This window comes from Pseudomonas agarici (assembly GCF_001543125.1).
Lineage (GTDB): Bacteria > Pseudomonadota > Gammaproteobacteria > Pseudomonadales > Pseudomonadaceae > Aquipseudomonas > Aquipseudomonas agarici.
Genome location: NZ_CP014135.1, coordinates 3,809,833 through 3,822,443 on the forward strand (window position 1 = coordinate 3,809,833; position 12,611 = coordinate 3,822,443).

Here is a 12,611-nt window from a genome sequence, read left to right on the forward strand (position 1 = left end):
ACGTGTCGCTGATCGCTTCTGACCACTTCCGCATCATTGTCGGCCTCGGCAAGAGCGGCATGTCCCTGGTTCGCTTCCTGGCGAGCCGGGGCTTTGCCTTTGCGGTGGCCGACACGCGGGACAACCCACCGGAGCTGGCCGCGCTGCGTCGTGACTATCCGCAGGTGGAAGTGCGTTGTGGCGAGTTGGACGTGGAGTTCCTCTGCCGCGCCGACGAGCTTTACGTGAGCCCCGGCCTGGCTCTGGCGACGCCGGCCTTGCAGGCGGCGGCGGCCCGTGGCGTGAAGCTGTCCGGCGATATCGAGCTGTTTGCACGCAACGCCAAGGCGCCTATCGTCGCCATCAGCGGCTCCAATGCCAAGAGTACCGTGACCACCCTGGTCGGCGAGATGGCCGCGGCAGCCGGCAAGCGCGTGGCGATCGGTGGCAACCTTGGCACCCCGGCGTTGGACCTGCTCAGTGACGATGTCGAGTTGTACGTACTGGAGCTGTCGAGCTTCCAACTGGAAACCACCGATCAACTGGGCGCCGAAGTGGCGACCGTGCTCAATGTCAGCGAAGACCACATGGACCGCTACAGCGGTCTGCCGGCTTATCACCTGGCCAAGCACCGGATCTTCCGAGGTGCCAAACAGGTGGTGGTCAACCGCCAGGATGCGCTGTCCCGTCCGTTGATGGGCGAAGACCTGCCATGTTGGACCTTCGGCCTCGGCCAACCGGATTTCAAGGCCTTTGGCCTGCGTGAAGAAGCTGGCGAGAAATACCTGGCCTTCGAGTTCGACAAGCTGATGCCGGTGCGCGATCTGAAGATCCGTGGCGCCCACAACCAATCCAATGCCCTCGCGGCGCTGGCACTCGGGCATGCGGTGGGGTTGCCGTTCGACGCCATGCTGGCGAGCCTGCGGACATTCGCCGGTCTTGAACACCGTTGCCAATGGGTGCGCGAACTCAATGGCGTGAATTACTACAACGATTCCAAGGCTACCAACGTCGGCGCGGCCCTGGCCGCGATCGAGGGCCTGGGCGGCGACATTACCGGCAAGCTGGTATTGATTGCCGGTGGCGATGGCAAAGGCGCGGACTTCAACGGCTTGCGCGGCCCTGTCGCAGCCAATTGCCGTGCGGTGGTCCTGCTGGGGCGTGATGGCGAATTGCTGGCTCAGGCCCTCGGCGATGAGGTGCCGCTGATCCGCGTGCAGACCCTGGACGATGCCGTGCGGCACTGTGCCGAACTGGCCGAGCCAGGTGACGCGGTGTTGCTGTCGCCGGCCTGCGCAAGCTTCGACATGTTCAAGAATTATGAAGAGCGCGGACGCCTGTTCGCCCGGGCCGTGGAGGGGTTGGTATGAACTTCAACATCATCAAGCCTTATCCATCGCCGATCATCACTGGACGGGGTATCGACGTCGATTTTGCGATGCTCGCCGGTTGCCTGGCGCTGCTGGGCCTGGGGCTGGTGATGATCACCTCGGCCTCCTCCGAAGTGGCCGCCGCGCAGTCGGGCAACGCGCTGTATCACATGATTCGTCACCTGATCTATCTGGTCATCGGCCTGGTTGCCTGTGTCGCCACGATGATGGTGCCCATCGCTACTTGGCAGCGCATGGGCTTTATGATGCTGGTGGGCGCTTTCGGCCTGCTGGTGCTGGTACTGCTGCCGGGGATTGGCCGTGAAGTGAACGGTTCGATGCGCTGGATCGGCTTCAGTTTCTTCAACGTGCAACCTTCGGAAATTGCCAAAGTCTTCGTGGTGATCTACCTCGCCGGCTATCTGGTGCGCCGGCAGAAAGAAGTGCGCGAAAGCTGGATGGGCTTCTTCAAGCCGTTCATCGTGTTGCTGCCGATGGCTGGGCTGTTGCTGATGGAGCCGGACTTCGGCGCCACCGTAGTGATGATGGGCGCGGCGGCGGCAATGCTGTTTCTCGGCGGCGTGGGGTTATTGCGCTTTGGCCTGATGGTCTTGTTGGCGGTGGTCGCGGTGGTGGTGTTGATCCAGGCGCAACCTTACCGCATGGCGCGCTTGACCACCTTTACCGATCCCTGGGCCGACCAGTTCGGCTCCGGTTATCAATTGACCCAGGCGCTGATCGCATTCGGTCGGGGTGAATGGCTGGGTGTCGGCTTGGGTAACAGTGTGCAGAAGCAGTTCTATTTACCGGAAGCCCATACTGACTTCGTGTTCTCGGTGTTGGCCGAAGAATTGGGCGCCGTGGGGTCGCTGTGCACCGTCGCGTTGTTCGTGTTTGTCAGCGTGCGGGCAATGTATATCGGCTTGTGGGCCGAGAAGGCCAAGCAGTTCTTCGCCGCTTATATGGCCTATGGCTTGGCGTTTCTGTGGATCGGTCAGTTTCTGATCAATATCGGCGTGAATGTCGGCCTACTGCCGACCAAAGGCCTGACCCTACCGTTCCTCAGTTATGGCGGCAGTTCGTTGGTGATCTGCTGTGTCTGTCTCGGCCTGTTGCTGCGTATCGAGTGGGAGAGTCGAACCCACCTGGGCAGCGAAGATATGGAGTTCGATGAAAGCGACTTTGCGGAGGACACTCCCCATGGGCGCTAACGTGTTGATCATGGCCGGCGGCACCGGTGGCCACGTGTTCCCGGCGCTGGCCTGTGCCCACGAGTTCCAGGCCCAGGGCTACGCCGTGCATTGGCTGGGTACGCCACGGGGCATTGAAAACGAACTGGTGCCGAATGCCGGATTGAAGTTGCACCTGATCAACGTCGCGGGGTTGCGTGGCAAGAGCAGGCTGGCGCTGCTCAAGGCTCCCTTCATTCTGTGTCGCGCCATCTGGCAGGCCCGTCGGGTCATTCGCCAACTACGACCAGTCTGCGTGTTGGGCTTTGGTGGTTACGTCACCGGCCCAGGTGGCGTGGCCGCTCGGCTGCTCGGTGTGCCGCTGATCGTGCATGAGCAGAATGCCGTTGCGGGGACCGCCAATCGGCTGCTGGCGCCTATGGCGGCACGGGTCTGCGAAGCGTTCCCGAACACCTTCGGTGCTTCGGGCAAACGCCGCACCACTGGTAATCCAGTACGTGCCGAGCTGTTCCTGGAAACTCCGCGCCAGGCCCTGGCCGGGCGTCGGGCACGGCTGCTGATCCTCGGCGGTAGCCTCGGTGCCGAGCCGTTGAACAAGTTGCTACCAGAAGCCCTGGCCCAGTTGGCGACCGAGTATCGCCCGGAAGTTTTCCATCAGGCCGGGCGCAACCATGACGAAGTGACCGCCGAACGCTACCAGGCGGTTGGCGTCGAGGCGCAAGTGGCGCCTTTTATCAAAGACATGGCTCAAGCCTATGGCTGGGCCGACCTGGTGGTCTGTCGCGCAGGTGCCTTGACCGTCAGTGAACTGGCCGCCGCCGGTCTGCCTTCATTGCTGGTGCCCTTGCCCCATGCAATCGACGACCACCAGACCCGCAATGCCGAATATTTGGCCGGGGAGGGCGCCGCCTTCCTGCTGCCGCAAAGAACAACTGGCGCCGCCGAGCTGGCGGCACGCCTGACAGAGGTTTTGATGCAACCGCAACGACTGAACACCATGGCGAGCACCGCACGCCGCCTGGCCAAGCCTGATGCTACTCGCACCGTCGTCGAAATCTGCCTGGAGGTGGCCCATGGTTGAAAGTCAGAAAGCCATGCCGCAACCGGAAATGCGCCGTATCCGCCGTATCCACTTCGTCGGTATCGGCGGTGTGGGCATGTGCGGGATCGCCGAAGTATTGTTGAACCTGGGCTACGAAGTGTCCGGCTCCGATCTGAAAACTTCACCGGTCACCGAGCGGCTCGAGTCGTTTGGCGCGCAGATCTTTATCGGCCACCGCTCCGAGAACGCCGCCAGCGCCGATGTACTGGTGGTGTCTAGCGCCGTGAACAAGTCCAACCCGGAAGTCGCGACCGCCCTGGAGCGGCGTATCCCAGTGGTGCCACGGGCCGAGATGCTCGCCGAGCTGATGCGTTATCGCCACGGGATCGCCGTTGCCGGTACCCACGGCAAGACCACCACCACCAGCCTGATCGCCTCGGTGTTCGCCGCCGGCGGCCTGGACCCGACCTTCGTCATCGGTGGTCGTCTGAATGCAGCGGGCACCAATGCTCAGCTCGGCACCAGTCGCTACCTGATCGCCGAAGCCGATGAAAGCGATGCCAGCTTCCTGCACCTGCAGCCGCTGGTCGCCGTGGTCACCAACATCGACGCCGACCACATGGACACCTACGAAGGTGACTTCAATAAATTGAAGAAGACCTTCGTCGAGTTCCTCCACAACTTGCCGTTTTATGGCTTGGCCGTGGTCTGCCTGGACGATCCGGTGGTGCGCGAGATCCTCCCGCAGATTGCCCGTCCGACCGTGACCTATGGGGTTCACGAAGAGGCTGATGTGCGGGCGATCAATATCCGCCAGGCCGGCATGCAGACCCACTTCACCGTGCTGCGCCGCGACCGTGAGCCGTTGAACGTGTCGGTGAACATGCCGGGCAACCACAACGTGCTCAACTCCCTGGCAACCATCGCTATTGCCACCGACGAGGGGATCAGCGACGACGCCATCGTCCGGGGCCTGTCGGGCTTCCAGGGCGTCGGTCGGCGCTTCCAGGTCTACGGTGAATTGCCGGTGGACGGCGGTAGCGTGATGTTGGTCGATGACTACGGTCATCACCCAACCGAAGTCGCGGCGGTGATTAAGGCGGTGCGCGGTGGCTGGCCGGAGCGCCGCCTGGTGATGGTCTACCAGCCGCACCGCTACACCCGCACCCGCGACCTGTACGACGATTTCGTCCAGGTGCTGGCCGACGCCAATGTGCTGTTGCTGATGGAGGTCTATCCGGCTGGCGAAGAGGCTATTCCGGGGGCGGACAGTCGCCAGTTGTGCCGTAGCATCCGTCAGCGCGGCCAACTCGACCCGATCTATATCGAGCGTGGCGTGGAGTTGGCACCGCTGGTCAAGCCGCTATTGCTGCCGGGCGATATCCTGCTGTGCCAGGGCGCCGGCGATATCGGCGGTCTCGCCCCGCAGTTGCTCAAGAGTGCGTTGTTCGCCGGCGCCGTTGCCGCAGTCAGCCCGGGGAAATCGAAATGAGCGCTGCTTACGCCCATCTGTTCTCGACGCTCGAGCCAAACGCCTTTGGCCGCGTCGCCGTACTGTTCGGCGGCAAGAGTGCCGAACGTGAAGTTTCGCTGAAGTCCGGCAACGCGGTGCTGGAAGCCCTGCAAAGTGCAGGTGTCGATGCGTTCGGCATCGACGTGGGCGACGACTTCCTGCAACGTCTGCTGCACGAGAAGATCGACCGTGCCTTTATTATTCTTCATGGCCGTGGCGGCGAAGACGGCAGCATGCAGGGCCTGCTTGAGTGCCTGGGGATTCCCTACACCGGTAGCGGCATTCTCGCTTCGGCGCTGGCCATGGATAAATTGCGCACCAAACAGGTCTGGCACAGCGTGGGAATTCCGACGCCCCGTCATGCCGTATTGAGCTCGCGGGCCGACTGTATTTGCGCCGCGGCGGAACTGGGTTTCCCGTTGATCGTCAAACCCGCCCATGAAGGTTCCAGTATTGGGATGGCCAAGGTGACCGGCGTCGATGAATTGATCGTCGCCTGGAAAGCCGCTGCCGCCTACGATTCGCAAGTGTTGGTCGAACAATGGATCCAGGGTCCGGAGTTCACCATTGCCACCCTGCGTGGGCAGATCCTGCCACCGATCGCCCTCGGCACTCCGCATTCGTTCTATGACTACGACGCCAAGTACCTGGCTTGCGATACCCAGTACCGGATCCCATGCGGGCTCGACAGTCACAAGGAAAAAGAGCTGATGGACCTCACGGCGAAAGCCTGTGAGGCGCTCGGTATCGCCGGTTGGGCGCGTGCCGATGTGATGCAGGATGCCGACGGGCAGTTCTGGTTCCTGGAAGTCAACACCGCTCCGGGCATGACTGACCATAGTCTGGTGCCGATGGCGGCACGGGCGGCCGGTCTCGATTTTCAGCAGTTGGTGCTGGCGATTCTGGCCGAGAGCGTTGCAGCTCATGCCGCCAGTCACTTAGAGCCGCGAGGTTAACCCCATGCACGGCGCGCAGATTCGTCACCCGTCCCCCGTCCCCAGCCGTAACAAGCCGGTGCCGCGGGGTGCCAGCCGCATGGTGGCTAAAGAGCCGATGTCGGTGCGTCTGCCAAAAGCCAATTTCGGCTTCCTGAAGCGCTTGATGTGGCCGGTGTTGCTGGTAGCCATGGGTTTTGGCACTTATGAAGGCGCCCAGCGCCTGTTGCCTTATGCGGACCGACCGATCAGCAAGATCAACGTCCAGGGCGACCTCAGCTACATCAGTCAGCAGGCGGTGCAGCAGCGAATCGCGCCCTACGTCGCGGCGAGCTTCTTCACCATCGACCTGGCGGGCATGCGCGCCGAGCTGGAGACTATGCCCTGGATCGCCCACGCCGAAGTCCGGCGTGTGTGGCCGGACCAGGTGGCGATTCGCCTGGAAGAACAGTTGCCGGTGGCTCGCTGGGGTGAGGAAGCGTTATTGAACAACCAGGGCCAGGCCTTCGCGCCACGGGAACTGGCCAACTATGAACACCTGCCGCAGCTGTTTGGCCCACAGCGGGCTCAACAGCAGGTGATGCAGCAGTATCAGGTCCTGAGCCAGATGTTGCGCCCGCTGGGCTTCTCCATCGCCCGGCTGGAACTGCGTGAGCGGGGCAGTTGGTTTCTGACCACCGGCGCGGGAAGCGCGGGACCAGGTATCCAGTTGTTGTTGGGCCGCGATCATCTGGTCGAGAAGATGCGCCGTTTCATTGCCATTTATGAAAAAACGTTGAAAGAACAGATTACGAACATTGCCAGCATCGATCTGCGTTACTCCAACGGCCTGGCCGTCGGATGGCGGGAACCTGTGGCGCCCGTGACGGCCAAACCCGCCGTTGCGAAGAATTAAGAAGAGGCAGGACCATGGCAAACGTGCAAAGCGGCAAAATGATCGTCGGGCTGGATATCGGCACCTCCAAGGTGGTGGCGCTGGTGGGCGAGGTCGCGGCCGATGGCACGCTGGAAATCGTCGGCATCGGTACCCATCCCTCACGCGGCCTGAAGAAGGGCGTTGTGGTGAATATCGAGTCCACCGTGCAGTCGATCCAGCGCGCGGTAGAAGAAGCGCAACTGATGGCCGGCTGTCGGATCCACTCGGCGTTCGTCGGTGTGGCCGGCAATCATATTCGCAGCCTCAATTCCCACGGTATCGTCGCGATCCGTGATCGCGAAGTCAGTTCGGCGGATCTCGAACGGGTACTGGACGCGGCCCAGGCCGTGGCGATTCCGGCTGACCAGCGAGTCCTGCACACCCTGCCGCAGGACTATGTGATCGACAACCAGGAAGGCGTTCGCGAGCCCCTGGGCATGTCTGGCGTGCGCCTGGAAGCCAAGGTCCATGTGGTCACCTGTGCGGTAAACGCGGCACAGAACATCGAGAAGTGCGTGCGCCGCTGCGGTCTGGAAATCGACGACATCATTCTTGAGCAACTGGCATCCGCCTACTCGGTGCTGACCGACGATGAGAAAGAGTTGGGCGTCTGCCTGGTGGATATCGGCGGCGGCACCACCGACATTGCGATTTTCACCGAAGGCGCGATTCGCCACACCGCGGTGATCCCGATTGCCGGCGACCAGGTGACCAACGACATTGCCATGGCATTGCGCACCCCGACCCAGTACGCCGAAGAGATCAAGGTCCGCTATGCCTGCGCCTTGGCCAAGCTGGCCGGTGCCGGTGAGACCATCAAGGTCCCGAGCGTCGGTGATCGTCCGCCGCGCGAGCTGTCTCGCCAGGCCTTGGCCGAAGTCGTCGAGCCGCGCTACGACGAGCTGTTCACTCTGATCCAGGCCGAGCTGCGTCGCAGTGGCTACGAAGACTTGATCCCGGCTGGGATCGTGTTAACCGGCGGTACTTCGAAGATGGAAGGTGCGGTCGAGCTGGCCGAGGAAATTTTCCACATGCCGGTGCGTCTAGGCGTGCCACACACCGTCAGAGGGTTGTCGGACGTGGTGCGCAACCCGATCTATTCGACTGGGGTCGGACTGTTGCTGTACGGGCTGCAAAAACAGTCGGACGGCATTTCCCTGTCCGGCTACAACAGCAGCAACAGAAACGACTATCGCGACGAAGAACAGAAAGCTCCGGTGCTGGAGCGCTTGAAGCGCTGGGTACAGGGCAACTTTTAAAGTTTCAAAGCAGTAACGGTTTCAAAGCAGTAGAAGTAGGCAAAAAAACTAGAGAATGAAAGGAGAGGGAACATGTTCGAACTCGTAGACAACGTCCCACAAAGTCCGGTAATCAAGGTTATCGGCGTCGGCGGTGGCGGCGGCAACGCTGTTAACCATATGGTCAAGAGCAACATTGAAGGCGTCGAGTTCATTTGCGCCAACACCGATGCCCAGGCGCTGAAGAACATCGGCGCGCGGACCATCCTGCAACTGGGCACCGGCGTGACCAAGGGCCTTGGCGCTGGCGCCAACCCGGAAGTCGGCCGTCAGGCCGCTCTGGAAGACCGCGAGCGTATCGCTGAAGTGCTGCAAGGCACCAACATGGTCTTCATCACCACCGGCATGGGTGGCGGTACCGGTACCGGTGCTGCGCCGATCATCGCCGAAGTGGCCAAGGAAATGGGCATTCTCACCGTTGCGGTGGTGACCCGTCCATTCCCGTTCGAAGGCCGCAAGCGCATGCAGATCGCCGATGAGGGCATCCGCGCACTGAGCGAAAGCGTTGATTCGTTGATCACTATTCCCAACGAGAAGCTGCTGACCATCCTAGGCAAGGACGCCAGCCTGCTGTCGGCGTTCGCCAAGGCTGACGACGTATTGGCCGGTGCCGTTCGCGGTATTTCCGACATCATCAAGCGTCCGGGCATGATCAACGTCGACTTCGCCGACGTCAGGACCGTGATGAGTGAAATGGGTATGGCGATGATGGGCACTGGCTGCGCCAGCGGTCCGAACCGCGCACGCGAGGCCACCGAGGCGGCAATCCGCAACCCGTTGCTCGAAGACGTGAACCTGCAAGGTGCGCGCGGCATCCTGGTGAATATCACCGCCGGTCCTGACCTGTCCCTGGGTGAGTACTCCGACGTGGGTAGCATCATCGAAGCCTTCGCTTCCGAGCACGCCATGGTCAAGGTCGGTACCGTTATCGATCCGGACATGCGCGACGAGCTGCACGTGACCGTCGTCGCCACCGGCCTGGGAGCGAAAATCGAGAAGCCGGTCAAGGTGATCGACAATACCCTGCAGGCTACGCAGTCCGCTGCCGCGGCGCCTGCCCGTCAGGAACTGCCGTCGGTGAACTACCGTGACCTGGACCGTCCGACCGTCATGCGCAACCAGGCCCAGGCCGGTGCCGCGACTGCCGCGAAGATGAACCCGCAGGATGACCTGGATTATCTGGACATCCCGGCTTTCCTGCGTCGCCAGGCCGATTGATGAAATGTATCAGGAGTATTAGGGTGATTGGTGTTCAGCAAAGGCCTGGTCTGCTATCATCGCCAGCCTTTGTTGATACCTGTTCGCAATTTGCGCTGAAGCGGCCCATGCCATGATTAAACAACGCACCCTGAAAAATATTATCCGTGCTACAGGTGTCGGCCTGCACTCCGGGGAGAAGGTCTACCTGACCCTCAAGCCAGCGCCTGTGGATACCGGCATTGTGTTTTGTCGCACCGACCTCGACCCTGTGGTGCAGATTCCTGCACGCGCGGAAAACGTTGGTGAAACCACGATGTCGACCACGTTGGTCAACGGTGACGTCAAAGTGGACACGGTGGAGCACCTGCTCTCGGCCATGGCCGGACTGGGCATCGATAACGCCTACGTCGAGCTCTCCGCGTCCGAAGTGCCGATCATGGATGGTAGTGCCGGACCCTTCGTATTCCTGATCCAATCTGCTGGCCTGGAAGAACAGGACGCAGCCAAGAAGTTCATCCGTATCCTGCGTGAAGTCACAGTGGAAGACGGCGACAAGCGCGCCACTTTCGTGCCTTTCGAAGGCTTCAAGGTAAGCTTCGAGATCGATTTCGATCACCCGGTGTTCCGGGACCGCACCCAGAGTGCCAGCGTGGACTTTTCCAGCACTTCGTTCGTGAAAGAAGTCAGCCGCGCCCGTACCTTTGGTTTCATGAGTGATATCGAATACCTGCGCAAGCACAACCTCGCACTCGGCGGTAGCGTGGAAAACGCCATCGTGGTCGATGCAGACGGTGTTCTGAACGAAGACGGCCTTCGTTATGAGGACGAATTCGTCAAGCACAAGATCCTGGACGCCATTGGTGACCTCTACCTGTTGGGCAATAGCCTGATTGGTGAGTTCAAGGGCTTCAAGTCGGGCCATGCGCTGAACAACCAACTGCTGCGCAAGTTGATTGAGCAGACCGATGCCTGGGAAGTTGTGACCTTCGAAGACGCCAGCACCGCGCCGATCTCTTACATGCGTCCTGTTGCGGCCGTGTAACGACTCTCTCCTTTTGTTGTATTTGAAAACCGCCTTCGGGCGGTTTTTTTTAGGGTGCGCACCTACAAGGAACGCTTCTGGTGGTTGCTCAGGCTGGGAGGTAGATCCCAAAGGTATTGATGCCGTCGCCGCTGTGCACGAACACATCGCCGCCGTGCATCAGCGCGATTGCCTGGACAATGGCCAGGCCCAGGCCGTGATTGGCGCCGCTGTTGCTGCGCGAAGCGTCGACTCGATAGAAGCGCTCGAACAGGTGTGACAGGTGTTCGCTGGCAATGGTCTCGCCGGGATTGGACACGGCGATTGCCACGTGCTCGCCCTCTTGGCTGATGCGCACCTCGATCACCTGGCCGGGCGCGGTGTGTTGCACCGCATTGCTCAGCAGATTGATCAGGGCTCGGCGCAAATGTGCAATCTCGATCCGCACCTGCGCATCGCCATGGACCTGGACTTGCACCTGGGCGTCTTCGAGGATGAAGTCCAGGTAATCCAGGGTCGTCGCGACTTCCCCGGCCAGGGATGTGCTGATCAGCTGGGTGGCCTTGCTGCCCTGGTCGGCGCTGGCCAGGAATAGCATGTCATTGATGATCGAACGCAGGCGCTCCAGTTCTTCGAGATTCGATTGCAGCACTTCGAAATAATGCTCGGCGGAACGCCCTCGGGTCAGCGCTACTTGGGTCTGGCCGATCAAGTTGGTCAGCGGCGAGCGCAGCTCATGGGCAACATCGGCATTGAACGATTCCAGCCGCGAATAGGCCTGCTCCACTCGTTCCAGGGCTGAGTTGAACGAGTTGACGAACTGGTTGAGTTCCGGCGGCAATGACGACAGTTGCAGGCGTCCGGCCAAGCGGGGTGGCGCCAGTTTGTGGGCTTCCTGGGATAGCTTGATCAGCGGCTTGAGGCCGATTCGCGCCACCCAGTAACCCAAGGCCGAAGCCATTAGCACGCCGACGATGGCCAGGCTGATCAGGGCGATCAGCAAGCGATGCTGGGTCTGCCAGAACGTCTCGGTATCGATGGCGATCAGAAATTGCAGCGGTGGCCGCTGGTCCTTGGCCGGCATGGTGTTGAGCAGCACCTTGAACGGGTTAGTGTGTCCCGGTAGGCGGATGTCGCGCATGCCCTGGGGGCCGGCGGCGAAGGCGCGGATCTGCGCGTCGGGACTGCCATATTCATAGCGGGGATCGCTGCTGACCACCCAGAAGCGGATGCGCTTGTCTTCTTCAGTCAGTTGCCTGAGCTTGGCGCGGACCTTTGCCCAGTGGTCCTGAGTGCCGAAGCGATTGAGCGACGACTCGAGCACGCTGTAGCGCGCATCCAGCTCAGCTTCGGGCAACAGGTCCAGGCCCCTGTCGACCTGCAGGTAGAGGGCGCCGCCAATCAACAGGAACACCAGCATCGCCACCAGGCTGAACAGTCCGCTCAGACGCAGGGCGATAGAGTTAGTCGACACCACGACTCTCCAGCACATAGCCCATGCCGCGAATGGTGTGCAGCAGCTTTTGTTCGAACGGCCCGTCGAGCTTGGCGCGTAAGCGCTTGATCGCCACTTCGACGACATTCGCGTCGCTGTCGAAATTGATATCCCAGACCATTTCGGCAATCGCTGTTTTTGATAGGATTTCCCCTTGGCGCCGAGCCAGTACGCTGAGCAGCGAGAACTCCTTGGCAGTCAGATCCAGGCGATTGCCAGCCCGGCTGGCTTTGCGGCTGATCAGATCGACCCACAGGTCGGCGACGCTGATCTGCACCGGCTCGTGACCGCCGCCGCTACGCCGGGTCAGGGCCTGCAGGCGGGCCACCAGTTCGAGAAAGGAGAACGGTTTGCCGAGGTAATCGTCGGCTCCGTCGCGCAGGCCACGAATGCGGTCCTCGACACGCTCGCGGGCAGTAAGCATGATCACCGGGGTCTGCTTGCGCGCCCGCAGTGCCTTGAGCACGCCGAAACCGTCGAGCTCGGGCAACATCACATCGAGGATGATCACCGCGTAATCGCCTTCCAGTGCCAGGTGCAGTCCATCGACACCGTCGCGCGCCAGGTCGACGGTGTAACCCTGTTCCGTCAGGCCGCGATGCAGGTAGTCGGCGGTTTTTTCTTCATCTTCGATAATCAACACACGCATGAC

Annotated in this window: 11 protein-coding genes; 9 read left to right on the forward strand and 2 right to left on the reverse strand. The window is 61.3% G+C overall.

Annotation, left to right across the window (positions count from 1 at the left end; genetic code table 11):
* The first annotated feature begins 2 nt into the window (after positions 1 to 2).
* The 9 genes from murD to lpxC all read left to right on the forward strand — a co-directional run bounded on the left by murD (position 3) and on the right by lpxC (position 10,485).
* Positions 3 to 1,349 (forward strand): UDP-N-acetylmuramoyl-L-alanine--D-glutamate ligase, encoded by a 1,347-nt coding sequence (gene murD / locus AWM79_RS16755; protein ID WP_060783320.1) that lies wholly within the window; start codon positions 3 to 5, stop codon positions 1,347 to 1,349.
* On the forward strand, positions 1,346 to 2,560 hold the full coding sequence (gene ftsW, locus AWM79_RS16760; protein ID WP_060783321.1) for a putative lipid II flippase FtsW: 1,215 nt from the start codon (positions 1,346 to 1,348) through the stop codon (positions 2,558 to 2,560). The genes murD and ftsW overlap by 4 nt, the downstream gene beginning before the upstream one ends.
* Positions 2,550 to 3,620: an undecaprenyldiphospho-muramoylpentapeptide beta-N-acetylglucosaminyltransferase gene (gene murG / locus AWM79_RS16765; protein ID WP_060783322.1), complete on the forward strand. Its 1,071-nt coding sequence runs from the start codon at positions 2,550 to 2,552 to the stop codon at positions 3,618 to 3,620. Before ftsW ends, murG begins: the two co-directional genes overlap by 11 nt.
* The gene (gene murC, locus AWM79_RS16770) at positions 3,613 to 5,073 is read left to right on the forward strand and encodes a UDP-N-acetylmuramate--L-alanine ligase (RefSeq protein ID WP_017132676.1); all 1,461 of its coding nucleotides are present in this window, start codon (positions 3,613 to 3,615) and stop codon (positions 5,071 to 5,073) included. Before murG ends, murC begins: the two co-directional genes overlap by 8 nt.
* Positions 5,070 to 6,050: a D-alanine--D-alanine ligase gene (locus AWM79_RS16775; RefSeq protein WP_060783323.1), complete on the forward strand. Its 981-nt coding sequence runs from the start codon at positions 5,070 to 5,072 to the stop codon at positions 6,048 to 6,050. Before murC ends, AWM79_RS16775 begins: the two co-directional genes overlap by 4 nt.
* A 4-nt stretch (positions 6,051 to 6,054) precedes the next feature.
* The gene (locus AWM79_RS16780; RefSeq protein ID WP_017132678.1) at positions 6,055 to 6,924 is read left to right on the forward strand and encodes a cell division protein FtsQ/DivIB; all 870 of its coding nucleotides are present in this window, start codon (positions 6,055 to 6,057) and stop codon (positions 6,922 to 6,924) included.
* A 14-nt stretch (positions 6,925 to 6,938) separates the two neighbouring features.
* A complete protein-coding gene (ftsA, locus tag AWM79_RS16785; RefSeq protein WP_017132679.1) occupies positions 6,939 to 8,204 on the forward strand; it encodes a cell division protein FtsA in 1,266 nt (421 codons plus the stop codon).
* Positions 8,205 to 8,276: 72 nt separating this feature from the next.
* On the forward strand, positions 8,277 to 9,461 hold the full coding sequence (ftsZ, locus tag AWM79_RS16790; RefSeq protein ID WP_017132680.1) for a cell division protein FtsZ: 1,185 nt from the start codon (positions 8,277 to 8,279) through the stop codon (positions 9,459 to 9,461).
* 112 nt (positions 9,462 to 9,573) lie between these two features.
* Positions 9,574 to 10,485, forward strand: a complete 912-nt coding sequence (lpxC, locus tag AWM79_RS16795; RefSeq protein WP_017132681.1) for a UDP-3-O-acyl-N-acetylglucosamine deacetylase — start codon at positions 9,574 to 9,576, stop codon at positions 10,483 to 10,485.
* A gap of 88 nt (positions 10,486 to 10,573) precedes the next feature.
* Here the strand turns inward: lpxC and AWM79_RS16800 are convergent, their stop codons facing one another.
* Both AWM79_RS16800 and AWM79_RS16805 read right to left on the reverse strand, forming a co-directional pair.
* Positions 10,574 to 11,938: a heavy metal sensor histidine kinase gene (locus AWM79_RS16800; RefSeq protein ID WP_017132682.1), complete on the reverse strand. Its 1,365-nt coding sequence runs from the start codon at positions 11,936 to 11,938 to the stop codon at positions 10,574 to 10,576.
* A complete protein-coding gene (locus AWM79_RS16805; protein ID WP_017132683.1) occupies positions 11,928 to 12,608 on the reverse strand; it encodes a heavy metal response regulator transcription factor in 681 nt (226 codons plus the stop codon). Before AWM79_RS16805 ends, AWM79_RS16800 begins: the two co-directional genes overlap by 11 nt.
* Positions 12,609 to 12,611 lie beyond the last annotated feature (3 nt).

Coding starts and splice junctions, on each gene's coding strand:
- ftsZ (WP_017132680.1), top strand. CDS start 8,277: ATGTTCGAACTCGTAGACAACGTCCCACAAAGTCCGGTAATCAAGGTT.
- AWM79_RS16780 (WP_017132678.1), top strand. CDS start 6,055: ATGCACGGCGCGCAGATTCGTCACCCGTCCCCCGTCCCCAGCCGTAAC.
- murG (WP_060783322.1), top strand. CDS start 2,550: ATGGGCGCTAACGTGTTGATCATGGCCGGCGGCACCGGTGGCCACGTG.
- ftsW (WP_060783321.1), top strand. CDS start 1,346: ATGAACTTCAACATCATCAAGCCTTATCCATCGCCGATCATCACTGGA.
- ftsA (WP_017132679.1), top strand. CDS start 6,939: ATGGCAAACGTGCAAAGCGGCAAAATGATCGTCGGGCTGGATATCGGC.
- AWM79_RS16775 (WP_060783323.1), top strand. CDS start 5,070: ATGAGCGCTGCTTACGCCCATCTGTTCTCGACGCTCGAGCCAAACGCC.
- lpxC (WP_017132681.1), top strand. CDS start 9,574: ATGATTAAACAACGCACCCTGAAAAATATTATCCGTGCTACAGGTGTC.
- AWM79_RS16805 (WP_017132683.1), bottom strand. CDS start 12,608: ATGCGTGTGTTGATTATCGAAGATGAAGAAAAAACCGCCGACTACCTG.
- murC (WP_017132676.1), top strand. CDS start 3,613: ATGGTTGAAAGTCAGAAAGCCATGCCGCAACCGGAAATGCGCCGTATC.